This is a genomic window from Streptomyces sp. NPDC032940, from assembly GCF_040636935.1.
GTDB lineage: Bacteria > Actinomycetota > Actinomycetes > Streptomycetales > Streptomycetaceae > Streptomyces.
Genome location: NZ_JBEZVJ010000004.1, coordinates 302,301 through 327,945 on the forward strand (window position 1 = coordinate 302,301; position 25,645 = coordinate 327,945).

The following is a 25,645-nucleotide window of genomic DNA, read 5'->3' on the forward strand; positions in this document are numbered from 1 at the left end:
CCCCCTACCGTCAACCACAGGTCAACGATCCTTGCAGGATCGGCCGTTGATGGCGACCCCCCGGTGGAACAGGCTGTGAGCACACCGCGCGACGCGGTCACCGCAGCGTCCTACACGAAAGCCGAGGCGATCACCATGACATCCCCCGCACTCACCCTGGTCCTGGGCGGGACCGGGAAGACCGGACGCCGTGTCGTGCGCCGGCTGACCGATCGCGGCCACACGGTCCGGATCGGCTCACGGTCCAGCGGCATCCCCTTCGACTGGAACGACCCCGCCACCTGGCAGCCGGCCCTGACCGGCGCGGACGCCGTCTACGTCTCCTACCAGCCGGACCTCGCCGTGCCCGGCGCCCCCGAGGCGATCGGCGCCTTCGCCGAACTCGCGGTACGGACCGGAGCACGCCGCCTGGTGCTCCTCTCCGGGCGCGGCGAGCCCGAGGCCGAGGCGTGCGAGAAGGCGCTGGCCGCGGTTCAGGGCGCGCAGTGGACGGTCCTGCGTGCCTCGTTCTTCGCCCAGAACTTCAGCGAGGGCGACTTCCTCGGCCCCCTCCTCGACGGGGAGCTCGCGCTGCCCGTCGGGGACGTCGAGGAACCGTTCATCGACGCGGACGACATCGCGGAGGCCGCGGCCACCGTCCTGGCCGAGGGCGGGCACACGGGCCGCACCTACGACCTGACCGGCCCCCGGCTGCTCACCTTCGCCGAGGCCACGGCCGCGATCGCAGCCGCGGCCGGCCGTGAGCTCGGCTACGTCACGGTCCCCGCGGAGGCCTACGCCGCCGCACTCGCCGCGCACGGTGTCCCCGCCGACGTCACCGCCCTGCTGACCTATCTGTTCACGGACGTCCTCGACGGCCGCAACGCCCGTCTCGGCGACGGCGTCCGGCAGATCCTCGGCCGGCCGGCCCGTGACATCACCGGCCACTTCGCCGAGGCTGCGGCCACCGGCGTCTGGACCCCCGAGGGCGTCTCGTGAAAACCACCCAGACCGGCACCCTCCTCGCCGCCGTCATCGCCTCCGGCCTGATGGCGGGGCTCTTCGCCGCCTTCGCCTACGCCGTGATGCCGGGGCTGCGCAACACCTCCGACCACACGTTCGTCGCGACGATGCAGGGCATCAACAGGGCGATCCTCAACCCCGTCTTCATGCTCCCGTTCATGGGGTCGATCCCCCTGATCGCCCTGGCGGTGTTCCTCGCCCGGCGCGGCCACGGGCGCCCGGCGCTGCCCTGGCTCGTCGCCGCGCTCGTGCTCTACCTGATCGCGTTCGCCGTGACCGTCGCCGTCAACGTCCCGCTCAACGACCGGCTGGAACGGGCCGGCGACCCGGACTCCATCGGCGACCCGGCCGCCGTCCGGGAACGCTTCGAGGCGGCCTGGGTCACCTGGAACATCGTGCGCGCGCTGCTGCACACGGCGGCCTTCGCCTGCCTGGCCTGGGCCCTGATCCTGTACGGCGCGGACCGGTCCGCCGCCGACCGGGCGGCAGCGCCCGCCTCCCGAGTCAGCGAAAAGTCCGCAGCCGCAGACTGTTCGTGACGACGAACACCGACGAGAACGCCATCGCCGCGCCCGCGATCATCGGGTTCAGCAGGCCCGCGGCGGCCAGCGGCAGCGCGGCCACGTTGTAGCCGAAGGCCCACACCAGATTGCCCTTGATCGTCGCCAGGGTCCGCCGGGAGAGCCGGATCGCGTCCGCCGCCACCCGCAGGTCCCCGCGCACCAGCGTCAGGTCGCCCGCCTCGATCGCCGCGTCCGTCCCCGTGCCCATCGCCAGGCCCAGGTCGGCGGCGGCGAGGGCGGCGGCGTCGTTCACGCCGTCGCCGACCATGGCGACCGTGCGGCCCTCGGACTGCAACCGGCGGACCGCGTCGACCTTGCCCTCGGGCATGACCTCCGCGATCACCTCGTCGATGCCGACCGACCGGGCGACCGACTCGGCCACCGGCCGGTTGTCGCCGGTCAGCAGGACGGGCGCGAGGCCCAGCCGGCGCAGCTCGGCGACCGCCTCGGCGCTGGTCTCCTTCACGGCGTCCGCGACGGCGACGACACCCCGTGCCACCCCGTCCCAGCCGACCACGACGGCCGTACGGCCGTCCCTCTCCGCCTCCGCCTCGGCGCGGGCCACCTCGTCCGGCAGAACGTCGTAGAGGCGCCCCACGGCCACCTCACGGCCCTCCACGCGCCCGCGTACGCCGCGCCCGGGGACGTTGGAGAAGTCCGTCACCTCCGGCAGCGCGCCGGTCCTCTCCTCCGCACCGGCCGCGACCGCGCGGGCCACGGGGTGCTCCGAGGCGTGCTCGACCGCGCCCGCCAGCCGCAGCAGCTGCTTCTCGTCGGTGCCCTCGGCCGCGTACACCTCGTGGAGGGTCATACGGCCCGTGGTGACCGTGCCGGTCTTGTCCAGGACCACCGTGTCGACGCGCCGCGTGGACTCCAGCACCTCCGGGCCCTTGATCAGGATGCCGAGCTGCGCGCCGCGCCCGGTGCCGACCAGCAGCGCGGTCGGCGTGGCGAGGCCCAGCGCGCAGGGGCAGGCGATGATCAGGACCGCGACGGCCGCCGTGAACGCCGCGACCGTGTCCCCGGTGGCGCCCAGCCAGCCCCCGAAGGTGGCGACCGCGATCAGCAGCACGACGGGCACGAAGACGCCGGAGATCCGGTCGGCGAGCCGCTGCACCTCGGCCTTGCCGCTCTGCGCGTCCTCCACCAGCTTCGCCATCCGCGCCAGCTGCGTGTCGGCCCCGACCCGGGTGGCCTCGACCACCAGCCGGCCCCCGGCGTTGACCGTGGCGCCGGTGACGGTGTCGCCGACGGTCACGTCCACCGGCACCGACTCGCCGGTCAGCAGCGAGGCGTCCACGGCGCCGCCGCCCTCGGTCACCGTGCCGTCGGTGGCGATCTTCTCGCCGGGCCGCACGACGAACCGGTCGCCGACGGCCAGCCGCGACACGGGTACGCGCACCTCCCGGCCGTCGCGCAGGACGGCCACGTCCTTCGCGCCCAGCTCCATCAGGGCCCGCAGCGCGGCCCCGGCGCGCCGCTTGGAGCGGGCCTCCAGCCAGCGGCCGAGGAGCAGGAAGGCGGTGACTCCGGCGGCGGCCTCCAGATAGATGGCGGAGGCGCCGTCGGTGCGGGAGACGGTGAGGTCGAAGCCGTGCCGCATGCCCGGCATGCCCGCGTCCCCGAGGAACAGCGCCCACAGCGACCAGCCGAACGCGGCCAGCGTGCCGAGCGAGACCAGCGTGTCCATGGTGGCCGCGCCGTGCCGGAGGTTGGTCCAGGTGGCGCGGTGGAAGGGCAGCCCGCCCCAGACGACGACGGGGGCGGCCAGGGTCAGCGAGAGCCACTGCCAGTTGTCGAACTGGAGCGCCGGGACCATGGCGAGCAGGACGACGGGGGCGGCGAGGAGGGCGGAGACGACCAGGCGCTGCCGCAGGGCGGACAGCTCGGGGTCGTCGTCCGCCGCGGCGTCCCTCGGCGCGTCCTCGGCGGTGGGCTCCGGCGGCGGCGCGGGTTCCTCGGCGGTGTAGCCGGTCTTCACGACGGTGGCGACGAGGTCGGCGACGGGGAGGGCCGCCGGATACGTGATCCGGGCCTTCTCCGTCGCGTAGTTCACCGTGGCGCTGACACCGTCCATGCGGTTGAGCTTCTTCTCGACGCGGGCCGCGCAGGAGGCGCAGGTCATCCCGCCGATGAGCAGCTCGACCTCGGCGAGGTCCGGCTCGGCGGCCGTCGGGGTGTCCGCGGTGGTGGTCATGTCCGGGCTCCAGGGTGGCCGACCGGGCCGGACCGCGGCCGGCCCGTGAGCCGTGGGCGCGGCGGCCCGGTCGGCGGGGCTGTGGGTGCTGCTGCGGGCGAGGGGGTGGCGCTCAGTCCGTGCCGACGGGGCGCTCAGGCCTCGCCGACGAGCTCGAAGCCCGCCTCGTCCACGGCCGCGCGCACCGCCTTCTCGTCGAGCGGGGCCTCGGAGACCACGGTGACCTCACCGCTCGCGGCGACGGCCCGCACGGAGGTGACGCCGGGGATCTCGGAGATCTCGCCGGACACGGCGCCCTCGCAGTGTCCGCAGCTCATGCCGCTCACCTTGTAGACGGTGGTGACGGAACCCTGGGTGTCGGTCTGGGCGGTCATGTCGTACTCCTCGTCGGGGCCGTGCGGGTCGGGTACCCGTCCGTGGGCGGGTATCCGCGAGTACCGTGGCCCAGCGGTGGACCACGCACCTCCACTGTACCCCTAGGGGGTATGAATACGGCTCAGCGTCCTGCACGGTGGAGTGATTGCCGTACACGGAAGTGAGGACAGCGGATGCGCGCGGTGGTGTTCGAGAGGTTCGGGGAGCCCGCCGAGGTGCGGGAGGTGGCCGATCCCGCGCCCGCGCCGCACGGAGTCGTGGTCCGCGTCGAGGCCACCGGACTGTGCCGCAGCGACTGGCACGGCTGGCAGGGCCACGACCCCGGCATCACGCTGCCGCACGTCCCCGGCCACGAACTCGCCGGAGTCGTCGAGGCGGCCGGCGACCGGGTGAGCGGCTGGCGGCCCGGCGACCGGGTCACCGTGCCCTTCGTCTGCGCCTGCGGGAGCTGCGCCGCCTGCGCGGCCGGCGACCAGCAGGTGTGCGAACGGCAGACCCAGCCGGGCTTCACCCACTGGGGCTCCTTCGCCCGGTACGTCGCGCTCGACCACGCCGACGTCAACCTCGTCGCCGTCCCCGAGGACATGTCGTACGCGACGGCGGCCTCCCTGGGCTGCCGGTTCGCCACCGCGTTCCGGGCCGTGGTCCAGCAGGGCCGGGTCGCGGCGGGGGAGTGGGTCGCCGTGCACGGCTGCGGCGGGGTCGGTCTGTCGGCGGTGATGATCGCCGCCGCCTCGGGCGCGCGCGTCGTCGCCGTCGACGTGTCGCCCCGGGCGCTGGAGCTGGCGCGGACGTTCGGCGCCGCCGCGTGCGTGGATGCCGGGCGGACCGAGGACACGGCGGCGGCCGTCCGCGACCTCACCGGCGGCGGCGCCCACCTCTCCCTGGACGCGCTCGGCTCGCCCGTCACCTGCGCGGCGTCCGTGAACGGCCTGCGCCGCCGAGGCCGCCACGTCCAGGTCGGCCTGCTGCCCTCGCCGGCCGGCACCACGCCGGTCCCGATGGCCCGCGCCGTCGCCCTCGAGCTCGAACTCCTCGGCAGCCACGGCATGGCCGCGCACACCTACCCGCCGATGCTGGAGCTGGTCCGCACCGGCGTGCTCCGCCCCGACCTGCTGGTGACCTCCACCATCGGCCTGGACGCCGTACCGGCCGCCCTGGAGGCCATGGGGACGGCGCCCGGCGCGGGAGTGACGGTCATCGAGCCGTGACGCCCGCCGCCTCGGGACGTCCGCGGTGGGCGGCCCACTCGTGGTCCAGGACGGCCATGATCACCTCGTCCGCCCATCGCCCGTCGCGCCACGCCGCCTCCCGGCGCACACCCTCCACCGTGAAACCGGCCTTCTCGTAGACGCGCAGCGCCCGGTGGTTGTCGCCGTAGAGCTCCAGCTGGACCCGGTGCAGCCCGAGCCGTTCGAAGCCGTGCCCGACGATCAGCCGGGTCGCCTCGGTGCCGACGCCCCGGCCCCGCCCCCGCGGGCCGATCAGCGTGCGGAAGGTGCAGGAACGGTTCGCCGGGTCCCACTCGTGGAGCACGACCTCGCCGAGGACCTCGCCGTCGGCGGGGTCGGTGACGGCGAGGTCGAGGCGGTCGGGCCGGTCCGCGCGCGAGGCGTACCAGTCGCGGACGCCCTCCCGGGTGAGCTCGCTGTCCGGTTCGAACGTGAAGCGGACGACCTCGGGGTCGTTGATGATCTCCCACATCACGTCGGCGTCCTGCCCGGTGAACGGCCGCAGGACCGTCTTCTCGCCGGTGAGCACGGGTTTCTCGGAGAAGTCCATGGACGGCACTGTGCCCCACGCGGCCGTGGGGCACAGAACGGTTTTCCGTCTAGCGCCCACGGTTGCGGGGCCGGGACGCCACCCAGGCCCGGACCGTGTCCGCGTACCAGTACGGCTTTCCGCCCTCCACGTGGTCGGGTGGGGGCAGCAGCCCGTGCTTGCGGTAGGACCGGACGGTGTCCGGCTGCACCCGGATGTGGGCCGCGATGTCCTTGTAGGACCAGAGCCTTCGGTCGGTCACGTACGCACCTCCCCGCGCGCACCGCGGCGGCGACCGGGGACGGACGCCGGGGGGAGCCGGGTGCTGCGCTGGCGATCACCAAGCCTTTCCGGGTGAACGACGCCCGGCGGCGGCCGGTCAGGCCCTGTTCCCGGGTGTGACGGAAGGTCCGCGGGCTCGTGACACCTGTGACACGGGAGCGGTGTTTGTGACAGGAGTGCCGCAAAGGGGTCGCACGGAGGCCGGGCGCGGAGGGTTGACTCCGGCGCGGCGGGCCGTCGTCGCACGCACCGGCGCCCCGCCACCCGGAGTATGTCGTCCGAATGTCCGGACAAAACATTGACAGGCTCCGTGCGCGGGGCTAGAAACCGGGGGAGATCCCAAACGCCTCCGGCGCGGGAGGCCGCTTCGCCCTGGCAGGAGCGAAGGGCGCGCGACGACTCCCCGCCCGCCTCGGCTCCGCGCCGGAGGTTCCGCCGTACTGCCCCACGTGTCCACTCGGACACCCAAACCGCAGACACAGTGTCGGGCGCGCGTCCGGGGGCCCGGCTGCTGAGATGGACCCGTGGCCGTGACCGCGACCCGATCGTCGCCGGAAACGGCCCGTGAGCTGGACCAACGGCACGCTACGACCCGTCGCCGCCAACTGTGAAGGAGTTCTCGGTCATGACGAACATCGTCAACCACTGGATCGGCGGCAAGACCGCCGAAGGCGCCTCGGGCACGTACGGGCCGGTGACGAACCCGGCGACCGGCGAGGTCACCACGAAGGTCGCCTTCGCCTCCGTCGAGGAGGTGGACGCCGCGGTCGCCGCCGCCAAGGAGGCGTACCTGACCTGGGGTCAGTCCTCGCTGGCGCAGCGGACCTCGATCCTCTTCAAGTTCCGCGCGTTGCTCGACGCCCACCGCGACGAGATCGCCGAGCTGATCACGGCCGAGCACGGGAAGGTGCACTCCGACGCCCTCGGCGAGGTCGCACGCGGCCTGGAGATCGTCGACCTGGCGTGCGGCATCACCGTGCAGCTCAAGGGCGAGCTGTCGACGCAGGTCGCCACCCGCGTGGACGTGGCGTCCATCCGGCAGCCGCTCGGTGTCGTCGCGGGCATCACGCCGTTCAACTTCCCGGCGATGGTGCCGATGTGGATGTTCCCGCTCGCCATCGCGTGCGGCAACACCTTCGTGCTCAAGCCGAGCGAGAAGGACCCGTCGGCCGCCGTGAAGATCGCCGAGCTGCTCTCCGAGGCGGGTCTGCCCGACGGCGTCTTCAACGTCGTCCACGGTGACAAGGTGGCCGTGGACCGCCTCCTGGAGCACCCGGACGTCAAGGCGGTCTCCTTCGTCGGATCCACCCCCATCGCCCGCTACATCCACACCACCGCCTCCGCCAACGGCAAGCGCGTCCAGGCGCTGGGCGGCGCCAAGAACCACATGCTGGTGCTGCCGGACGCCGACCTGGACGCGGCGGCCGACGCCGCGGTCAGCGCGGCGTACGGCTCGGCGGGCGAGCGCTGCATGGCGATCTCCGCGGTCGTCGCGGTCGGCGCCATTGGCGACGAACTGGTGGAGAAGATCCGCGAGCGCGCCGAGAAGATCAAGATCGGCCCGGGCGACGACCCGACGTCCGAGATGGGCCCGCTGATCACCAAGGCGCACCGCGACAAGGTGGCGTCCTACGTCGAGGGCGCGGCGGCCGAGGGCTGCGAGGTCGTCCTCGACGGCACCGGCTACACCGTCGACGGCCACGAGGACGGCCACTGGATCGGCCTCTCCCTGCTCGACCGGGTGCCGACCACCGCGAAGGCCTACCAGGACGAGATCTTCGGCCCGGTGCTGTGCGTGCTGCGCGCCGAGACGTACGAGGAGGGCGTGGCCCTCATCAACGCCTCGCCCTTCGGCAACGGCACCGCGATCTTCACCCGGGACGGCGGCGCGGCCCGCCGCTTCCAGCTGGAGGTCGAGGCCGGCATGGTCGGCGTGAACGTCCCGATCCCGGTCCCCGTCGGCTACCACTCCTTCGGCGGCTGGAAGGACTCACTCTTCGGCGCCCACCACATCTACGGCAACGACGGCACGCACTTCTACACCCGCGGCAAGGTCGTCACCACCCGCTGGCCGGACCCGGCCGACGCCCCGTCGGGCGTGGACCTGGGCTTCCCCCGCAACCACTGAAACCCGGTCCCGCAGGAACGCGGTGCCCCGTCCCGACCGTGCGGGACGGGGCACCGTCGTACCCGTGCGCGGACCGGGTCAGCCCTGCTGCTGTGCCTTCACCTCGTCGGTGAGGTCGCCGGTCTGGTCGGCGGGCGGGGCCACGATCTTCTTGGTGGCGCCGAACTTGTCGAAGTCCATGGTGACCGTCATGGCCCCGAACTCCTGCTTCAGGCGCACCGGCAGGTCCTTGTCGCCCACCCAGATGTCCATGGTGATCGAGCCGTCGCCCGCACCGGAGTTGAGCAGGCTGTCCTCGCCGCCGATGGCCTCCTGGAACTTGCCCAGGTCCTTCTCGTCCAGGACGGCGCGGTAGTGGGTCGTGGGCTTGCCGTTGACCGTCTCCTCGCCGAGGTCGTCGACGTCGCTCGCGTACTTGAGGCCCTTCATGGAGTCCGCCGGGCTGCCTGCGCCGCCGCCCCCGCTGAACGCGGCGGCACCCGACTCGCCGAACACGGCGGAGCCGTCGATCTTCATCCACTCCTTGCCCTGGAGCGGGCCGGAGGGCTGCGGGTCGATGTCGTAGTAGTAGGCGCCGTCCACGAAGAGCGTGCGCACCGTCGGGGAGTCCGTGAGCGCCTGCATCTGGGCGGCCTCGGTGTCCATCTCGACGTCCAGCGCGTAGCCGTCGCCCCAGGAGTACGTGCCGTCCATGGCGACGGGCTCGCCCGTGCCCAGGTCGGTCGTGGTCCGGACCTCGGCCGAGCCCAGTTCCTCCGTGCGGTCGGTGGCCCGGGTGAGGGCCGCCATGATGGTGTCCGCCTTCTCCACGGCCTTCGTCGCCGCCTTGTCCGCGGTCTGCGCGGCGTCCTTGGCGCCCTCGGAACCGCACGCGGACGTCGCCATGACCGTCGCCGCCGTCAGCCCCACCCAGGCCGCCGTGTACCTCAGCTTCATGAGTCCCCACCCGTTGCCGTGATCCTGTGATTCACCTGTGTGCAGGACTCTACCGGGCGCCTGTGACAGCGTCGGGACACCGGAAGGCGGCACGTTTTTTCACCGGCCCGGCTACGGTTCCCGCACACATCAACGGGGCCCCGTTCGACGGCCTCTGGTGCGCTTTACCGCCGCCTCGCCGCGTACAGGCAACGGATTCCGTAGGAAAACACCCATTGACGTGCTGGTTTCGTCGGGGTTCTATCGTGCGCCGGGAGCGGACGAGAACCACGTACGACCAAGCCGCCGGAGGCGATAGCGCTCCCGCCCGAACCGCACAGCACGAGTCGATCGGAACCGCTCCATGACCGACACGCTCCGCCCCGCCCAGACCGCCGCCGCAGCGCCCCCGGACCGGCCGGACCATCCGGAGTCCCGGACGCTCAAGCGTTCCATCGGGGTCGTCGGCGGCACTCTCCTGACGCTCTCGTGCGTGACCCCCGCCTCCACGCTCTTCGTGGTCGTGCCCGACCTGTTCGGCTCGCTCGGCACCGCCACCGCCCTGACGATCGCCATCGGCTCCCTCCTCTGTATCGCCGTGGCGTTCTGCTATTCGGAGCTGGGCACGATGATCCCCAACGCGGGCGGCGAGTACGCCATGGTGTCGACCATGGCCGGGCGGCTGGCGGGCTGGCTGGTCTTCGTGCTCTCCCTGCTGGTCGTCATGATCGTCCCGCCGGTGATCGCGATGGGCACGGCCGACTACCTCGAACCGGTCGTGCACCTCGACCCGTCGGTCGCAGGCGCCGGCGTCATGGTGCTCGCCACCCTCGCCGGACTGCTCGACCTGCGCGCCAACGCCTGGATCACCGGCGTCTTCCTGGTCCTGGAGGTCATCGCCGCGGCCGTCGTCGCGGTGCTGGGCTTCGCCCACGGCGAGCGCGGTCTCGGCAGCCTCGCCTCCATGGAGGTGGCCGGTGCCGACGGCCACACGGACGCCGTGACGGCCATGCTGGTCGTCTCCGGGCTCGCCATCGCCCTCTTCATCACCCAGGGCTTCTCCACCGCCGTCTACCTCTCCGAGGAGCTGGAGCACCCGCGCCGCAACGTCGCCCGCACGGTGCTCGCCACCCTCGCCATCTCCACCGTGATCATCCTGGTCCCGGTCGTCGCCATCACGCTCGGCGCCTCCGACCTGGCCGAGCTGACCGGCGGCGACATCGGCTCCATGGTCACCGCCTGGTCCAACTCGGCCGTCGGCACCTTCGTCAGCCTCTGCGTGGCCCTCGCCATCATCAACGCCGGCATCGTGATGGTCATCCAGAACTCGCGCGTGCTGTTCGCCTCCGCCCGCGACAAGGCGTGGCCCGCACCGGTGAACCGGCTCTTCGCCAAGCTCGGCCGCTTCGGCTCCCCCTGGGTCTCCACCCTCGCGGTCGGCGTGCCCGGCGCGGTGCTCTGCTTCGTCAACCTCGACACCCTGTACGGCGTCACCGGCGTCTCGGTGACCGGCATGTACCTGCTGGTCGCGATCGCCGCCCTGCTGTGCCGGCGCGGCCCCCACCGCCACACGCAGGCCTGGCGCATGCCGCTGTGGCCCGCCGTGCCCGTCCTGCTGATCCTGGTCCTCGCCTACATCCTGACCCAGCAGGAGACGAGCTACCTGCTGTGGACCGGCGGCATCACCGCCGTCGCCACCCTGTACTGGGCCCTGTACCTGCGCCCGCGCCGCGACACCCGCTGGCTGGTGACCCTCCCGGAGGACGCCCGCGACGACACCCGCGAGCCGGCCGGGGCGTGAGCCCGCCCCGCCGCCTACCGCGTCCGTGGTACGGCGGCGAGGCCCCGTACGCCCGTGGGAGGGGCGGCGGTTCAGCCCCCGGAGGGCCCCCGGTGCCGGCGCCGGCCCGTACCGTTGACGCATGGATCTTCGACTGCCCCGTATGCGAGGGCTGCTGCGCCGGCCGCGGCGGGTGCTCGCCGCCGCGGCGGCCGTCGTCGTGCTCGCCGGCGCGGGAACGTGGACGGCGGTCGCCTCCGACGACCCGCCCCCGGTGCGGCGCACCGACCGGCTCCTGCCGACGGGTGACGGAGTGCGCCTGGACACCTCCTACTTCACGGACGGTTCCGCGGGCCGCCGGCCCGCAGTCCTGCTCGCGCACGGCTTCGGCGGCAGCAAGGCCGACCTGCGGCAGCAGGCGGAGAGCCTCGCCCGGGACGGGTACGCGGTGCTGACCTGGTCGGCGCGCGGCTTCGGCCGGTCCACCGGGAAGATCGGGCTCAACGACCCCGACGGCGAGGTCGCCGACGTCTCCCGGCTGATCGACTGGCTGGCGAGGCAGCCCCAGGTGCGGCTCGACGGGCCCGGGGACCCGCGCGTGGGCATGGCCGGCGCCTCCTACGGCGGCGCGGTCTCGCTGCTCGCCGCGGGCCACGACGACCGCGTGGACGCCATCGCCCCCGCCATCACCTACTGGAACCTCGCCGACGCCCTGATGCCGAACGGCGTCTTCAAGAAGCTGTGGGCGGGCATCTTCGTCAACACCGGCGGCGGCTGCGGGCGGTTCGAGATCGCGCTGTGCCGGATGTACCAGCGGGTCGCCGAGACAGGGGTGCCGGACGCCGAGGCCGTGAAGCTGCTGACCGAGCGCAGCCCTCAGGCCGTCGGCGAGCGCATCCGGGTCCCCACCCTGCTGGCGCAGGGCCAGACCGACTCCCTGTTCCCGCTCGGCCAGGCCGACGCCGCGGCCCGCGTGATCCGGGCGAACGGCGCGCCCGTCGACGTCGACTGGATCGCGGGCGGACACGACGGCGGCGACATGGAGACCGACCGCCTCCAGGCGCGCGCGCACTCCTGGTTCGACCGCTATCTGAAGGACGACGAGGGCGCCGCCACCGGCCCCGCCTTCCGGGTCACCCGCACCGGCGGCGTCGACTCCACCGACGGACAGGCCCAGTTGCGGGGCGCGAGCGCGGACCGGTACCCGGGCCTGGCCGCCGGGCCCGCCGCCGTCCCCCTGAGCGGACGCGAGCAGCGCTTCGCCAACCCGGCCGGCGCCAACCCGCCCGCCGTCTCCGCCCTCCCCGGCATCGGCGGCGCGGGCGGACTCGCCCAGCTCTCCTCCCTCGGCGTGGGCGTCTCCCTGGACTTCCCCGGCCAGCACGCCGCCTTCCAGTCGGCCCCGCTGACCGAGGACCTGCGCGTCACCGGCTCCCCGACGGCGACCGTCCACGTCCGCTCCACCACCGACGACGCCGTCCTGTTCGCCAAGGTGTACGACGTCGGCCCCGGCGGCGCCGCCCCGGTGCTCCCCGCCCAGCTCGTCACGCCCGTCCGCGTCGAGGGCGCCAAGGCCGGCAAGGACGTCACCCTCACCCTCCCGGCGATCGACCACGAGGTCGAGAAGGGACACCGGCTGCGCCTGGTCCTCGCCTCCACCGACCTCGGCTACGCCTCCCCGGCCGCCCCGGCGACGTACACGGTCTCCCTCCGGGGCGACCTCACGGTGCCCACGGCGCCCGGCGTCACCACGGCCGCCGCCCCGCTGCCCGCCTGGGTGTGGTGGCTGCCGCTCGCCGGTCTCGCCGTCGCCCTGGCCCTGCTGCTGACCGGCCGCCGCCGCACCGCCACGCCCGCCCCGGACCCCGCGCTCGCCGACGTCCCGCTGCGCATCACCGGCCTGACCAAGCGCTACGCCGGTGCGGCCGACCGGTACGCGGTACGGGACCTGTCCTTCCGCGTCGAGAAGGGCCAGGTCCTCGGCCTGCTCGGCCCCAACGGCGCCGGCAAGACCACCACCCTGCGCATGCTGATGGGCCTGATCACCCCGGACGAGGGCGAGATCCGCGTCTTCGGCCACGCGATCCGGCCCGGCGCCCCCGTGCTCTCCCGGGTCGGCGCCTTCGTCGAGGGGGCCGGCTTCCTGCCGCACCTGTCCGGCCGGGAGAACCTGGAGCTGTACTGGCGGGCCACCGGCCGCCCGCCCGAGAACGCCCACCTGGACGAGGCCCTGGAGATCGCCGGCCTCGGCGACGCGCTGGCCCGCGCGGTGCGCACCTACTCGCAGGGCATGCGCCAGCGCCTCGCCCTCGCCCAGGCCATGCTGGGCCTGCCCGACCTGCTCATCCTGGACGAGCCGACCAACGGCCTCGACCCGCCCCAGATCCGCGAGATGCGCGAGGTGATGATCCGCTACGCGGCGGCCGGACGCACGGTCATCGTCTCCAGCCACCTGCTCGCCGAGGTCGAGCAGTCCTGCACCCACCTCGTGGTCATGGACCGCGGGCGCCTGGTGCAGGCCGGCCCGGTCGCCGAGATCATCGGCTCCGGCGACACCCTCCTCGTCGGCACCGACCTGCCCGTGGAGCAACCGGTCGTGGAGAAGGTCGCCGCACTGCCCGGCGTGGCCTCCGTCGTGCACACCGACGACGGGCTCCTGGTCCGCCTCGGCACCGACGGCACGGCGGCCCGCCTCGTGGCGGAGCTCGTCCGGCTGGACGTGCCGGTGACCTCGGTCGGCCCGCACCGCCGCCTGGAGGACGCCTTCCTCACCCTGATCGGAGGGTCCGCATGAGCACGCTCACCCAGCAGCCCGAGACCGCGTACGGCTACCGGCCGGGCCGCACCCTGCCCCTGCGGGTGGAGCTGGCCCGCCAGCTCAAGCGGCGCCGCACCCTCGTCATGGCCGCGATCCTCGCCGCCCTGCCCTTCGTCCTGGTCGCCGCCTTCGCCATCGGCGGCGAGCCGGACGGCCCCGGCGAGCGCATCACCCTGATGGACACGGCCACCGCGTCCGGCGCCAACTTCGCCGCGGTCAGCCTCTTCGTCTCGGCGGGCTTCCTGCTGGTCGTCCCCGTCGCCCTGTTCTGCGGGGACACCGTGGCCTCCGAGGCGAGCTGGTCCTCGCTGCGCTATCTGCTCGCCGCACCGGTGCCGCGCGCCCGGCTCCTGGCGTCCAAGCTCGCCGTCGGACTGGGGCTGAGCCTCGCCGCGATGGTGCTGCTGCCCCTGGTCGCGCTCGCCGTCGGCACGGTCGCCTACGGCTGGGGGCCGCTGGCGATCCCGACGGGCGGCTCGCTCGCCCCGGGGACGGCCGCGCTGCGGCTCGTCGTCGTCGTGGCGTACGTCTTCGTGTCCCAACTGGTCACGGCCGGCCTCGCCTTCTGGCTGTCCACCAGGACCGACGCCCCGCTCGGCGCGGTCGGCGGCGCGGTGGGCCTCACCATCGTCGGCAACGTCCTGGACGCCGTCACCGCCCTCGGCCACTGGCGCGACTTCCTGCCCGCGCACTGGCAGTTCGCCTGGGCGGACGCCGTCCAGCCGCACCCCGAGTGGTCCGGCATGATCCAGGGCGCCGCCGTCTCCGTGACGTACGCGCTCGTCCTGTTCGCGCTGGCCTTCCGGGGGTTCGCCCGCAAGGACGTGGTGTCCTGAGCGGCCGTGCGCCGCCCCGTCCTCTCCGGGATTCTTTGATTACTGCGCGGTCCAACCGGGTGAACGTGCGCAACCGATTCGCACCCACCGGGTTTATGAAGCAGTAGGCATGCGACGCCACGAGAAAGGAACGCGCAGTGCCCGAGAAGGCAACGGGCACCGACGCCGTCGCCTGCCGCAACCGCGGTACACGGGCCTTTCCCGCAGGAATTCGCGCAGTACTTCAAGCAGGAAGATCACCACATTGCGACAGACCCTGAGCAGGGGAGTGCTCGCGGCGGCCGCCGCCACGGGCATTCTGTCCCTGTCCGGCACCCCGGCACTCGCTGACAGCATCGCGGTGGGCGCCACCGACGACGCTTCCGGTCTGCTGTCCGGGAACAACGTTCAGGCTCCCATCGACGTTCCGGTGAACGTGTGCGGCAACACCATCGGTGTGCTCGCCGTGGGCAACGGCACGCACGGCAACGAGTGCGGCAACGGCTCGCACGGGTCCGGCTCCGCCGGCGCCCAGGCCGTGGGGAACACCCGGGACGCCTCGGGCATCGTGTCCGGGAACAACGTCCAGGCGCCGGTCCACGTGCCGGTGAACCTGTGCGGCAACGCCGTCAACGTGCTCGCGGTGGCGAACGACACGTACGGCAACGAGTGCGGCAACGGCTCGGGCAACCACGCCTCGGCCGCGTCGGCGTCCACGGCCGCCTCCTCCGCCGGCGGCGCGCGTGCCGTGGGCCACACCGAGGACTCCTACGGGCTGCTGGCCGGGAACAACATCCAGGCGCCGATCCACGTGCCGGTGAACGTGTGCGGCAACGCCGTCAACGTGCTCGCGGTGGCGAACGACACGTACGGCAACGAGTGCGGCAACGAGGGCGGCTACGGCACGGAGGAAGAGGTGCCTCCGACCACCACCACGCCCACCACGCCCACGACGCCCAGCACCCCGAGCACGCCCAGCACCCCCCTGACGCCGCCCGCGACCGTCGTCGACACGCCGCCGGCGGTCGCCGTCGACCAGCCGGCGGACACGCCCCAGCTGGCCGAGACCGGCAGCGCCGGCATGCTGACGGCCTCGGTCGCCGGTGCCGCCCTGCTCGGCGGCGGGGCCATGCTGTACCGCCGCGGCCGCGTCGCCGCCCGGCGCTAGCCGCACCCGGGTGCCGGACGCGACCCGTCCGGCACCCACCGCCCCTTCCGCGAACGCCCCCGGACCGGACCGGCCCACCCCTCGAGGTGGCCGGGCGGACCGGGGGCGTTCCGGCATGCCGGGCGGTGCTCCGCGCGCCTGCCGGCGCCGCAGGGCGGGCCGTCGCCGGTCCGCCCTGCGGCACCTGTCGTCAGTGGCCCACGGGGGACGGCGACGCGCTCCGGCCGGCCGCTCCCGGAACGGGGACCGTGCCGCGGACCGGGGTCGTCCGCAGCCGCCGGCGCACCCCCTGGACCAGGGTCCTCGCCGTGAACGTCGCGCCGTGGACGAAACGCATGGCCGGGCCGAAACCGGAGGCCGTCACCAGGCCCGCCAGGAAGAGCCCCGGGTGGGACGACTCGAACTCCCGGCCGGTCGCCGGGGAGCCGTCGGGCAGCACCGCCAGCCTGCCGCACAGCTCGGGGGCGAGCATCCCCATCCGGTCGCAGCGCGGCTTGAACCCGGTGGCGGCGATGACGTGCTCGGTCTCCAGGGCGCGCACGACGCCCTGGCGGTCCACGATGTCCAGCCGCAGGCCGCCCGGCACCGCGCAGGCGGCCGACACCTCGTGGCCCGGCATCAGCTCCACCGCGCGCTCCACCCGGTCCCGCACCCACCACGCGCCCGCCGGGCCCAGAGCCGTCGCCGCGATCCGGACCCGGGTCGCCTCCGGAAGCCGCCGGAAGACACCGGGGCGCTCGGAGTAGAACCAGTTCCGCCAGCCGGGACCGAGCCCGCTGTGCGGCGAACGGAGCGTCTGCGTCCAGGGGCGCTCCCAGGGCGGCGGCACGTCGTTCCACCGCACCCGCTCGGCCCGCGCCAGCACCCGCACCCGGGTGCCCTGCTCGGCGAGCAGCGCCGCGGTCTCCAGCGCCGCCTGGCCACCGCCGATCACCGTCACGTCCTTGCCGCGGAACGGGGTGAGGTCGCTGTGGTGGCTGCTGTGCGTCACCAGTGCCGGGTGCAGGCCGCGCAGCGCCGGCGGCACCTCGATGAACGGCATCACGCCCACCGCCATCGCCACCGTGCGCGCGTGCAGCATCTCCCCGTCCTCGGTGACCGCCGTGAAGCCGCCGGGGACGGACGCCACCCGCGCCACCATGCGCTCGTCCACCTCCGGCACGGCGTGGCGGGCGAACCACAGGCCGTACGACGCGAACTCCTCCACCGGGATCGGCTGCGCGTGACGCGCCGTCAGCCCCCGCTCCGCGCAGTACGCGTCCAGGCGCCGGCGTCCCTGCGGGTCGGAGAGATTGGACGCCCAGGGCTCCGACTTCAGGTACATGCCGCCGGGCATGTGGTCGCGCCAGGACGCCATGGGCCGGCCGAACACGCGCAGGTTCAGCCCCGCGGACGCGGCGTGGGACGCGATCGACAGACCGTACGGACCCGCGCCGACCACCAGAAGGTCGTACATCATCGCTTGCTCGCTTTCTCGTTGTCGGACAGGGAGGGCAAGGAAGGCAGGCCGGGCAGGGAGGGCGAGGCCGCCCGGGGTGCCGGGGGTGACGCGGATGCGGTCCGGGCCGGTGCCGCCGGCAGCAGCCGCTCCCGCAGCCGGCCCGCGACGTGACGGCCCCACAGGCTCCACATCGCCCGTCCGGGCGCGGGGTCGTCCGCGGCGTGCCAGGCCAGTTCGCGTCCGTCCGGGGCCGGGCGCAGCGCGGTCAGCGGCGCGTAGTTCTCCACCACGAACGACCGCCCGTGCAGCGGGGCGCCGTCCGGGAGCGGCCGGCCCGTCAGATCGAGGTGCTGGGCGCGTACGACGTCCAGTCCGGCGCGGTCAGCGAAGAGCCGGAACTGGGCGCCGGGACGCGGATTGAAGTCGAGCAGGTGATAGCGGCCCGTCGTGCCGCAGCGCCGGAAGTCCAGGTCGAAGACGCCCCGGTAGCCCAGCGCCCCGATGAGCCGCTCGGCCAGCACCCGCAGCTCGGGATTGGGCGTCCAGCGGCCCACCGCGGTCAGGCCCGCCCCACGGGGCCAGGCCAGCTGCTTGCGGCCCGGGCCGCCCGCGCGCACGGCACCCGTACCGTCGGCGTAGCCGTGGAAGAACCAGTCCCGGTCCGGCCCGGGCGGCAGACAGGCCTGGAGCAGCAGCGCACTGCCCGCCTCCGCGGTACGCAGATACAGCTCCCGCGCCTGTTCCGGGGAGCGCACCAGCAGCGTGCTGCGCAGCCCGCCGCCGGCCGGCAGCAGCCAGGGACGGCTCCACTTCGCCACCACCGGCACACCGAGCCGCCGCACGGCGTCGGCCGCCTGCGCCGGGCCGTCCGGGACCAGCGTCACCGGGTGCGGCACGTCCGCGGCGGCGCACACGGAGGCCAGTTCGCCCTTGTCGGCGACGCGTTCGGCCAGCGCGCCCGGCAGTGCGGGCAGCAGATAGGAGGGGGCGAGGGTGTCGCGCAGCCGGGACACGGCGATCGCGCTCGCGTCGTCCATCGGGATCAGGACGGCGGGTGACGCCACGTCGGCGGCCACCCGGCGCAGCACGGCGAGGATGTCGTGCGCGGACGCGCCCGGGAGCGGCGGGGGGTGCATCCGCCGTACGTAGCGCGACCGGTGGACGGGGCCCCCGGCCGCGTCGGCGACGACGTGCACCTCCACGCCCGCCCGGCCGAGGGAACGCACGGCGCCCAGCGTTCCGTGGTGGAAGGGATTCGGGTCGGTCCGCAGCAGGACCGCGGGGACCCGGGTGTCGAGCAACGACATGAACTCTCGCTTTCTTTTGGATCCGTTCCGGGTCTTTTCACCCGCACGGGCGAGTTCGGCACTCGAAAGCCCCAAGGGCGGTGGCGCCGTGGAATGTCCTGTGCCTGAATTCATATGACTGTTCGTCAATAGCGAGAACAGGGACAGAGAAAAGCAACAGAGGTCGGACGAGAGCGAAGAGAGGAGCAGGCATGGCTCCACAGCACAGGCGGATCCGGTTCGGCAGGCTGGCCGTGGGCGCGGTGACGGTGGCCGCGTCGGCCGTTCTGGCGTCCGGTCCCGCGGTGGGGGCGGGGGTGGTGCGGGCCACTGATCCACCCGCTCCGTCGCCGTCCGCCACCCCGGCACCGGGCCCGCAGGCGTCGAAGGCACCCGCCTTCGGTGCCTTCCTCGCCTCCGACTCCCGCGGCGTGGACCGCATGGAGCAGCTCAGCCACTGGCTCGGCGGCGCCGAACTCCGGGTCGGCCACACCTACCTGCCCGGCAACCGCTGGCAGGACATCGAGGGCGACATCCGCTTCCTCGAGTCGTGGGCGCACTGGCGCAACGCCCAGGACGACCGGATGCTCGTCCTGAACGTGCCCATGCAGGAACGCAACGAGGAGGGCGTCTCCGACGCCGAGGTCCGGCAGCTGCTGCGGCGGGGCGCGGCCGGGGAGTTCGACCACCACTTCCGGGCCCTCGCCGAGCGCCTGGTCCGGCTGAAGGTGCCGGACACGGTCCTGGTCCTCGGCTGGGAGATGAACGGCATCACGTACACCCACCGGTGCGGACCGGACCCCGAGGCCTGGAAGACGTACTGGAACCGGATCGTCACCACGATGCGCTCGGTGCCGGGCCAGAAGTTCCGCTTCGACTTCACACCGAGCCGTGGCCGGGACGCGATTCCCTGGACCGAGTGCTACCCCGGCGACGACACGGTCGACGTCCTCGGCATGGACTCCTACGACCAGCCGTCCGGGATGTCCTTCGACCAGCAGGTCAAGGAGCCCTACGGGCTGCAGGACCACGTGGACTTCGCCAAGGCGCACGGCAAGCCCGTCTCCTACCCGGAGTGGGGGCTCTTCCGCAACGGCGACAACCCCGAGTACATGCGGCGCATGCTGGACTGGATCGTCGAGCACAAGCCGCTCTACAACACGCTGACCGACTACTGCCCGCACGGGGTGTGGCAGTGCCGGGCCAACCCGGACGCCTCGCGCGTCTACCGGTCCGTCGTGTCCCGCCTCGCCGACGGGACGACGACGCCCACCACGCCGCCCGCACCCACCCCCACACCGACCACGCCCGTGCCCGTCCCCACCCCGTCCGAGCCCACCGCGCCGCAGCCCCCGGAGGGGTGCTCGCCGGTGAACCTGGGCAGCTGGGCGGAGTACTGGCTCGGGGGCAAGCTCTGCCTCCGCTTCGAGTGGTGGTCGCCGGGCGACTAGCGTCCCCGCCGTCCCGGACGGTGGCGGCCGGCCCGTGCCGGTGGCCGCCACCGCCGGGCACCGCACCGCCGTCACCGCTGTCCGTGCACGTCGGCCGCGGTGGCCGGGCCGGGCACCGACGGGACGGGCGCCGCGTCGTCCTCCCGGCGTGCGCGCCTCGGCCGGGCCAGCAGGGCCAGTCCGCCCAGCAGCCCGCCCGCGCTCGCGCCCACCAGGGTGGTCACCGCCGGCGAGGCGGACGCCGGGCTGCTCGGCTTCACCGCGCGGGAGAACTGCACGAGCTTGACCTGGGTGCTGTTCTTGGAGTGCTCCGCGTGCTGCGTCAGCGCCCGCGAGACCGCGTTCGCCATGTCGACGGCGCGACCGGGCCGCGTGGAGGTGGCCGAGACGGCGACCATCGGCGCGTCGGGCGAGGTCGCCGTGCGCACCTCCTCCTGGAGGGTGCGCACCGGCACCCCCGCCCACACCTGGGCGTCCCCCAGCACCGCGAGCTGGGTCGCGACCCGGCCGTACGCCTGCGCGAAACCGCGGGCGGCCTCCGGGGTGGACTTCGCCGTCGGCACGGCGACGACATAGCTGGTGGCCGTGTAGGTGGCCGGCGTGAACAGGCCGTAGGCGCCGCCGGCCAGGGTCCCGGCGAGGGCGCCCGCCGCGAGCACGGACCAGGACGGCAGCTTCTTGGCACGCGCCGCGGACAGGCGGTGCCGGCGGGCCGGGGTGTCGGTCATGACGGGCTTGCTCCGAGGGGTGAGAGGGCCGACGGCGAACGGGAGACCGCCGCCGCGTAGACGTCGACGAGACGGGCGGTGCTGCGGGTGATGCAGTAGCGGTGCGCGACGTCCGGGACGGTGCGGGGCCCGGCGCCCGCCGCGCGCACCTCGGCGATCGCACGGGCGTACGCCTCGGGGCCGCCCCGCACGCGCCGGGCGCCGGCGGTGGCCGACGACGGCAGGTCCTCGATGGCCGGGCAGGATGCGTACAGCACGGGCAGGCCCGACGCCAGCGCCTCCACCGCCGCCAGACCGAAGGCCTCGTCCGGCGACGGGGACGCGAACACGTCCATCGCCGAGGTGAGCGAGGGCAGGTCGGGGCCCGGGGAGCCGTCGGGGACGTAGGGGCGCTCACCGGTGAACAGGACCCGCCCGGACACCCCGGCCTCGTGGGCCGTGCGGCGCAGCAGGTGCTCGTCGGGGCCGCCGCCCACCAGCAGCAGCCAGTGGTCCTCCGGCAGCCGGGCGAGCGCGTGGACGAGGACGTCGAACCGCTTCCCCCGGGCGAGCCGGCCGACCCCGCCGACGACGAACGCCTCGTCCGGCAGGCCGAGACGGCGCCGGGCGTGTGCCCGGCGCCGAGGGTCGAAGCGGAACCGGTCCAGCTCGATGCCGTTCGGGACGACCTCGATGCGGGGGGCCGGCACGCCCCAGTGCTTCAGCCGGTGGGCCACCGCCGAGGACACGGCGACCGTCGTCGAGCCGAGCCGCTCGCTGGCCAGGTACAGCGCCCGGACCCCGGAGGTGAGCCGGCGCCCCTCCATCTGGGAGTCGCCCAGGGAGTGTTCGGTGGCGACGACGGCACGCACCCCGGCGAGGCGCGCGGCGAGCCGGCCGTAGACGCAGGCCCGGTACAGATGGGTGTGGACCAGGTCGTAGCCGCCGGCGCGGATCAGCCGGACCAGCCGGGGGAGCGCGGTCAGGTCGCGGTTGCCGGCCATGCCCAGGTGCGTGACGCGGACGCCGTCGGCGGCGAGGCCCTCGGCGACCGGGCCGGGGTTGGTGAGCGTGACGACGTCGCAGGCGACGGGCAGATGGCGCAGCAGCAGGCGCAGTTGCTGCTCGGCCCCGCCGACGCCGAGGCCCGTGATGATGTGCAGGGCCTTCATCTCACAGGCCTTCCACGGGACGCCGCCGCAGCCGGTGCAGCCGGTGCTTGAGGTACAGCCGCCAGGCCGTGTCGTTCTGGCCGACGTGGACGCGGGGCAGCGCGTGCGGACCGGTCAGCGGGCCCGGGTCGATGGCGCAGGCGTAGCCGTACCCGGCCTCGCGCACCGCCTCGACGGCGCGGGCGTCGACCGTGCCGTACGGGTAGCAGAAGCCGTCGGCCGGAACCCCGGTCAGCTCCGCCAGCCGCTCGCGGCTCTCGACGACCTCCGTCTTCAGGGTGAGGTCGTCCGCCTGCGTCACGTCGACGTGGGTCAGCCCGTGCGAGCCGATCTCCACGCCCTCCGAGGCCGCCCGCCGGATGCCGTCGGCGGTCAGCAGCGGCTTGCGCGGGCCCAGCGGGTCCCAGGCGTTGTCGCCGCCGAGCCGGCCGGGCAGGACGAAGAGGGTGGCGCCGCAGTTCCACCGGCGCAGCACCGGCAGGGCGGCGGTGACGAAGTCGGCGTACCCGTCGTCGAAGGTGAGGCCGACCAGGCCGCTCCCCTCGCCCCGGGCGCGGGCGGCGAGCAGGTCGGCCACGGACACGCCCCGCAGCCCCCGGCGGCGCAGCCACGCCAGCTGCGCGTCGAGCCGCTCGGGGGTGACCGTGATGCGGTACGGGTCGTCCGAGCAGTCGCCCACCGAGTGGTACATCGCCACCCAGGGCAGCGGGCCCGGGCGCGGGGCGGCGGATCCGGCGGTCCGGACGGAATCAACGGCAGCGGCCATGGGTCAGCCTTCGTGTGACGGTGCGTACGGAACGCACGGCGGATGTGGAACCCCGGGCGCCGAAGGCCCAGGCGAGCGGGACGAAGACGGCGGTCACCGTCAGGCAGCCGGCCGCGAGGCCCGCCACCGGGGAGGCGAAGCGGCTCGCGGCGAACGCCCCGGCGGCGGTCGCGGCGGCCGTCGCCAGCACGGGCCCGCCGAGGCGGCCCAGGACCTGCCGGACGCGGACCGTGACCCCGTACGGGCTGCCGTCCCGGCCCGACCGCAGCCCGGCCAGCAGCAGGGCGGCCGTCACGGTGATGCCGAGGGCGTTGGCGGCGGCGATCCCGGCCACCCCCCAGGTCCGCACCGCCACGGCGCCCGTCAGGGACGTCACGCCGATGCCCGCGGCCATCACGCCGACCGGGTACCAGGTGGGCCGGCCCGCCGAGAAGTAGGAGCGGATCAGGGCGCCCACCAGGGTCTGGCCCAGCAGCCCGAGGGCGTACACCCGCATGACGTCCGCCGTCGCCACGGTGTCGCCCACGGTGAACGCGCCCCGCTGGAAGAGCAGCTCGATCATCTGCGGGGCGCAGGCGAGCACCGCGCACATGCCCATCAGCACCACGCAGGAGGCCACCACGAGGTCCCGCTCCACGCGGCTGCGGGCCCGCTCGGTGTCGCCGTCCGCGAGCGCGCGGGCCACCACGGGGAACGTGACCGTGCACACCATCAGCGACAGCGTCATCGGGATCTGGGCCACCTTCTGCGCGTAGTTCAGGTGCGAGATGGCACCGGCCGGCAGCGAGGAGGCGAGGAAGCGCTCGACGAGGACCTGGGACTGGCGGCACAGCGCGAACAGCAGCACGGCGGCGACCAGGGCGAAGCGCATCGGCCGCTCCTCGACCGCCGCCCCGTTCCCGGACCCCTGCGACGCCGCCGTACGCGACGTCAGCTCCCGCCACAGCGACGGCAGCTGGACCGCGACCATCAGCAGGCCGCCCGCCGCGACGCCGGCCGCCGCGGAGCGCACCCCCCACCGGCCGCCCAGCAGGAACATCGCGGCGACGATGCCGGTGTTGTAGGCGACGTAGATCGCCGCGGGCGCGAAGAAACGGCGGTGGGCCCGCAGCGCGGCGCTGCACCACCCGGCGAGACCGAAGGCCAGCAGGCTGATCGCCGTGAGCCGGGTGCAGTCGACGGCGAGGCCGGGGTCGGGCAGGCCCGGCGCCAGGGCCCGGACGAGGAGCGGAGCCGCACCGGCGACCAGCGCGGCCACCGCGGCGAGGGCCAGGCACAGCCGGGGCAGCGTCGCGGCGACCAGGTCCCGCACCGGGTCCCCCGCGGCGCCCCGCGCGCGGCGGGCCAGCGCCAGGCTGAACGCCGGGATCAGCACCAGCGCGAGACCGTCCTCGATCAGCAGCGTGGCGGCCAGCTCCGGCACGGTCCACGCGACGAGGAAGGCGTCCGTGTCGCTCCCGGCCCCGAACAGCCGGGCCAGCGACTGGTCGCGCACCAGGCCGAGCAGCGAACCGGCGATGGACAGCGAGGCCGTGACGAGCGTCGCCCGGGCGAGGAACTTCCGGGAGGCCGAGGCCTGGTCGGTGCCGGCCTGCACGGGGGTCGCCGCACGCGCCGTGGGCACGGCCGCCGCCGCGCCGGTCTCGGGCCCGGGGAGCCGCGAAGGCACGGTCGTCATCGGGCCACCGCCTCCTCGACGCGGCCCGGCACACCGTCGGGCGCCACGACGTCCCGGCGTTCGCCGCCGGCCAGCGCCCACCAGGCCGCGAGGCCCAGGGCCATGGCCGTCACCACCGTCGAGGGACCGCCGATGTCGCCGTACAGGAAGTCGGTCAGCACCCAGACCAGCAGCCCGCAGGCGACCAGCCCGCAGTCCGGCCCCGGCCCCCCGCGGCGGACGCGCAGCAGCCTGCGCACCCCGCACACCAGCAGCGCCAGCCAGCTCCCGCCGAGGGCGAGCAGGCCGATCAGTCCCTGCTCGCTCAGCACCAGCAGATACATGTTGTGCGGCGACAGCAGCGCCTGCCGGTGGTACTCGGCCCCGGCGCCCTCCGTGTCGCTGCCCGACGACAGGGCCAGCGTGGCGTGCCCATCGCGGTACTCGGGGAAGTTCTTCAGGCCCACGCCGGTCAGCGGGTGGTCCCGCCACATGCCGGTCGCCGACGACCACAGGGCGTACCGGTCGACGACGGACTGGTCGGGTGCGTCGGCGACCTGCGCGATGCTGCCGATGCGCTCCTGCAACTGCGCGGTGCCGACGCCGAACCCGCCCACCAGGACCACCCCGGCGGCGGCCAGGGCGGCGGCCGCCTTCAGGGCGCGGCGCAGCCCGGCCAGCGCCAGCTGCACCCCGCACGTCAGGGCGGTCGCGATCCAGGCGCCCCGGCTGAAGGACACCGCGAGCGGCGCGAGCAGCACCAGCGCGCAGCCCGTGGCGGCCGCCCGCCGCCACACCGGCGCCCGGCCCAGCGCGAGTCCGGTGGCGCACACCAGGCCGAGGGAGACCACGGACGCCATCCCCATCACGTCCTGGGCGCCGAAGGTGCCGACCGCCCGGATGTCCGCGCCCTGGTAGGAAGCACCGGTCCGGGTGACGTACTGGTGGACGCCGACCGCGCCCTCGAACAGGGCCAGACCCACGAACGTCCAGGCCAGCACCCCGAAGTCGCGTCGGTCCCGGAGCAGCAACAGCACCGCCGCCGGGACCAGGACGAAGATCTGCAGATAGCGGGCCAGGCCGGCCAGCCCCGTCGTGGGCGAGGACGCCCCCAGCGCGGCGAGCGCGATCCCCACGACCGGCAGTCCGAGCACCAGCACCGCGGCAGGTGACAGCGGGCGCCGTCCCTCCCGCAGCAGCAGGATCACGCAGTACCCCACCACCAGAGCGGAGCCCACGTCGGCGGGCCCCGCACCGTGCCCGGCCGGCAGCGCCGGAAGGGCGAGCACCGCCGCCAGGGGCAGGACCGGTCCGAGCGCGGCGGCCCGGCGCGGGAGCGGTGCGAGAGCGTGGCTCACGTC

Annotated in this window: 21 protein-coding genes and 1 pseudogene; 10 read left to right on the top strand and 12 right to left on the bottom strand. The window is 74.2% G+C overall.

What is annotated here, in order from left to right; translation table 11 throughout:
* Positions 1–135 precede the first annotated feature (135 nt).
* Together AB0E77_RS08425 and AB0E77_RS08430 are read left to right on the top strand one after the other, a co-directional pair.
* Entirely contained in the window at positions 136–978 is an 843-nt protein-coding gene (locus AB0E77_RS08425; RefSeq protein WP_361567531.1) for an NAD(P)H-binding protein, read from the top strand.
* Positions 975–1,541 (top strand): anthrone oxygenase family protein, encoded by a 567-nt coding sequence (locus AB0E77_RS08430; protein WP_361567383.1) that lies wholly within the window; start codon positions 975–977, stop codon positions 1,539–1,541. Before AB0E77_RS08425 ends, AB0E77_RS08430 begins: the two co-directional genes overlap by 4 nt.
* On the opposite strand, the gene AB0E77_RS08435 is transcribed toward AB0E77_RS08430, so the two are convergent.
* Positions 1,507–3,762, bottom strand: a complete 2,256-nt coding sequence (locus AB0E77_RS08435; protein ID WP_361567385.1) for a heavy metal translocating P-type ATPase — start codon at positions 3,760–3,762, stop codon at positions 1,507–1,509. The two genes, AB0E77_RS08430 and AB0E77_RS08435, sit on opposite strands and share 35 nt — an antisense overlap.
* A 134-nt stretch (positions 3,763–3,896) precedes the next feature.
* Positions 3,897–4,136 (bottom strand): heavy-metal-associated domain-containing protein, encoded by a 240-nt coding sequence (locus AB0E77_RS08440; protein WP_361567388.1) that lies wholly within the window; start codon positions 4,134–4,136, stop codon positions 3,897–3,899.
* Between the two features lie 174 nt (positions 4,137–4,310).
* Between AB0E77_RS08440 and AB0E77_RS08445 the strand changes: the two genes are divergently transcribed.
* The gene (locus tag AB0E77_RS08445) at positions 4,311–5,348 is read left to right on the top strand and encodes a zinc-dependent alcohol dehydrogenase family protein (RefSeq protein ID WP_361567391.1); all 1,038 of its coding nucleotides are present in this window, start codon (positions 4,311–4,313) and stop codon (positions 5,346–5,348) included.
* Here the strand turns inward: AB0E77_RS08445 and AB0E77_RS08450 are convergent.
* Positions 5,335–5,919, bottom strand: a complete 585-nt coding sequence (locus AB0E77_RS08450) for a GNAT family protein (protein ID WP_361567394.1) — start codon at positions 5,917–5,919, stop codon at positions 5,335–5,337. The genes AB0E77_RS08445 and AB0E77_RS08450 overlap by 14 nt on opposite strands.
* Before the next feature lie 49 nt (positions 5,920–5,968).
* Entirely contained in the window at positions 5,969–6,160 is a 192-nt protein-coding gene (locus tag AB0E77_RS08455) for a MerR family transcriptional regulator (RefSeq protein ID WP_077801771.1), read from the bottom strand.
* Between the two features lie 365 nt (positions 6,161–6,525).
* On the opposite strand from AB0E77_RS08455, the pseudogene AB0E77_RS08460 reads away from it, so the two are divergent.
* Both AB0E77_RS08460 and mmsA read left to right on the top strand, forming a co-directional pair.
* Positions 6,526–6,615, top strand: a pseudogene (locus AB0E77_RS08460) (5-deoxy-glucuronate isomerase); the annotation flags it as partial.
* A 190-nt stretch (positions 6,616–6,805) separates the two neighbouring features.
* Positions 6,806–8,308 (top strand): CoA-acylating methylmalonate-semialdehyde dehydrogenase, encoded by a 1,503-nt coding sequence (mmsA, locus tag AB0E77_RS08465; RefSeq protein WP_361567396.1) that lies wholly within the window; start codon positions 6,806–6,808, stop codon positions 8,306–8,308.
* A gap of 78 nt (positions 8,309–8,386) precedes the next feature.
* Here the strand turns inward: mmsA and AB0E77_RS08470 are convergent, their stop codons facing one another.
* Positions 8,387–9,244 (bottom strand): hypothetical protein, encoded by an 858-nt coding sequence (locus tag AB0E77_RS08470; RefSeq protein WP_361567399.1) that lies wholly within the window; start codon positions 9,242–9,244, stop codon positions 8,387–8,389.
* Positions 9,245–9,587: 343 nt separating this feature from the next.
* Here AB0E77_RS08470 and AB0E77_RS08475 point away from each other — a divergent pair, with 343 nt between their 5' ends.
* The 4 genes from AB0E77_RS08475 (at position 9,588) to AB0E77_RS08490 (ending at position 15,804) form a co-directional block, all read left to right on the top strand.
* Positions 9,588–11,024 carry an APC family permease gene (locus AB0E77_RS08475; protein ID WP_361567402.1) on the top strand — a complete coding sequence of 479 codons (1,437 nt, stop codon included), beginning with the start codon at positions 9,588–9,590 and terminating at the stop codon, positions 11,022–11,024.
* A gap of 121 nt (positions 11,025–11,145) precedes the next feature.
* The gene (locus tag AB0E77_RS08480; protein WP_361567405.1) at positions 11,146–13,797 is read left to right on the top strand and encodes a CocE/NonD family hydrolase; all 2,652 of its coding nucleotides are present in this window, start codon (positions 11,146–11,148) and stop codon (positions 13,795–13,797) included.
* Complete coding sequence (locus tag AB0E77_RS08485; RefSeq protein ID WP_361567408.1) at positions 13,794–14,657, top strand: ABC transporter permease; 864 nt, start codon at positions 13,794–13,796, stop codon at positions 14,655–14,657. The genes AB0E77_RS08480 and AB0E77_RS08485 overlap by 4 nt, the downstream gene beginning before the upstream one ends.
* 244 nt (positions 14,658–14,901) lie before the next feature.
* On the top strand, positions 14,902–15,804 hold the full coding sequence (locus tag AB0E77_RS08490; protein ID WP_361567411.1) for a chaplin: 903 nt from the start codon (positions 14,902–14,904) through the stop codon (positions 15,802–15,804).
* A gap of 190 nt (positions 15,805–15,994) precedes the next feature.
* Here AB0E77_RS08490 and AB0E77_RS08495 read toward each other — a convergent pair whose 3' ends face one another.
* A complete protein-coding gene (locus AB0E77_RS08495; RefSeq protein ID WP_361567533.1) occupies positions 15,995–17,260 on the bottom strand; it encodes an NAD(P)-binding domain-containing protein in 1,266 nt (421 codons plus the stop codon).
* Positions 17,260–18,552, bottom strand: coding sequence for an ATP-grasp domain-containing protein (locus AB0E77_RS08500; RefSeq protein WP_361567413.1), 1,293 nt, complete (start codon positions 18,550–18,552; stop codon positions 17,260–17,262). Before AB0E77_RS08500 ends, AB0E77_RS08495 begins: the two co-directional genes overlap by 1 nt.
* A 191-nt stretch (positions 18,553–18,743) precedes the next feature.
* Between AB0E77_RS08500 and AB0E77_RS08505 the strand changes: the two genes are divergently transcribed.
* Positions 18,744–19,982 (top strand): glycosyl hydrolase, encoded by a 1,239-nt coding sequence (locus AB0E77_RS08505; RefSeq protein WP_361567416.1) that lies wholly within the window; start codon positions 18,744–18,746, stop codon positions 19,980–19,982.
* Between the two features lie 71 nt (positions 19,983–20,053).
* On the opposite strand, the gene AB0E77_RS08510 is transcribed toward AB0E77_RS08505, so the two are convergent.
* Genes AB0E77_RS08510 through AB0E77_RS08530 form a run of 5 tightly spaced genes read right to left on the bottom strand, consistent with a single transcriptional unit; the run spans position 20,054 to position 25,642 of the window.
* Complete coding sequence (locus tag AB0E77_RS08510; RefSeq protein ID WP_361567419.1) at positions 20,054–20,710, bottom strand: lipopolysaccharide biosynthesis protein; 657 nt, start codon at positions 20,708–20,710, stop codon at positions 20,054–20,056.
* A complete protein-coding gene (locus AB0E77_RS08515) occupies positions 20,707–21,861 on the bottom strand; it encodes a glycosyltransferase (protein ID WP_361567421.1) in 1,155 nt (384 codons plus the stop codon). The genes AB0E77_RS08510 and AB0E77_RS08515 overlap by 4 nt, the downstream gene beginning before the upstream one ends.
* A gap of 1 nt (position 21,862) precedes the next feature.
* Entirely contained in the window at positions 21,863–22,627 is a 765-nt protein-coding gene (locus AB0E77_RS08520) for a polysaccharide deacetylase family protein (RefSeq protein ID WP_361567423.1), read from the bottom strand.
* Positions 22,611–24,305: a lipid II flippase MurJ gene (locus AB0E77_RS08525; RefSeq protein WP_361567426.1), complete on the bottom strand. Its 1,695-nt coding sequence runs from the start codon at positions 24,303–24,305 to the stop codon at positions 22,611–22,613. The genes AB0E77_RS08520 and AB0E77_RS08525 overlap by 17 nt, the downstream gene beginning before the upstream one ends.
* A complete protein-coding gene (locus AB0E77_RS08530) occupies positions 24,302–25,642 on the bottom strand; it encodes an O-antigen ligase family protein (RefSeq protein ID WP_361567428.1) in 1,341 nt (446 codons plus the stop codon). Before AB0E77_RS08530 ends, AB0E77_RS08525 begins: the two co-directional genes overlap by 4 nt.
* Positions 25,643–25,645: the final 3 nt, after the last annotated feature.